Below are 938 nucleotides of genomic sequence, written 5' to 3' on the forward strand. Positions count from 1 at the left end.
ACAGTACAACTCCAAGATTTACAAGTTATGTTCCTGGTACTGGTGTTTGGAGTATTGGTAATTTGGCTAATGGTGAGAGTATTGTTTTGGATATTCTTGTTCGTTTGAATGGTACTGGTAGTATTGTGAATGTTGCGAATGTTACTGGTGTTAATGAGAATAATACTGGTAATAATAGTAGTACTCCTGATAATACTACTAATCTTACTGTTGTTCCTACTGTGAATCTTAGTGTTGTTAAAACATCTAATGTTTCTGGTTCTGTTTTGAATGGTGCGTTTGTTTTGTATACTATTAATGTGACTAATTTTGGTCCTGATAATGCGACTGGTTTGGTTATTACTGATAGGTTAGATAGTAGATTAATATACATTAATAGTACCACTCCTCGTGGAACTAGCTATATTGTAAGTACTGGTGTTTGGAATATTAACACTTTGGCTAATGGTGAGAGTATTGTTTTGGATATTCTTGTTCGTTTGAATGGTACTGGTAGTATTGTGAATGTTGCGAATGTTACTAATGTTAATGAGAATAATACTGGTAATAATAGTAGTACTCCTGATAATACTACTAATCTTACTGTTGTTCCTACTGTGAATCTTAGTGTTGTTAAAACATCTAATGTTAGTGGTTCTGTTTTGAATGGTGCGTTTGTTTTGTATACTATTAATGTGACTAATTTTGGTCCTGATAATGCGACTGGTTTGGTTATTACTGATAGGTTAGATAATAGATTGATTTATATTAACAGTACAACTCCAAGATTTACAAGTTATGTTCCTGGTACTGGTGTTTGGAGTATTGGTAATTTGGCTAATGGTGAGAGTATTGTTTTGGATATTCTTGTTCGTTTGAATGGTACTGGTAGTATTGTTAATGTTGCGAATGTTACTGGTGTTAATGAGAATAATACTGGTAATAATAGTAGTACTCCT

General features: G+C 32.8%; 1 pseudogene. It reads left to right on the plus strand.

Going from position 1 to position 938, the window contains the following annotated elements:
• Nucleotides 1-938: pseudogene (locus MBCUR_RS02920) on the plus strand (hypothetical protein); the annotation flags it as partial.

Source organism: Methanobrevibacter curvatus (assembly GCF_001639295.1).
GTDB lineage: Archaea > Methanobacteriota > Methanobacteria > Methanobacteriales > Methanobacteriaceae > Methanoflexus > Methanoflexus curvatus.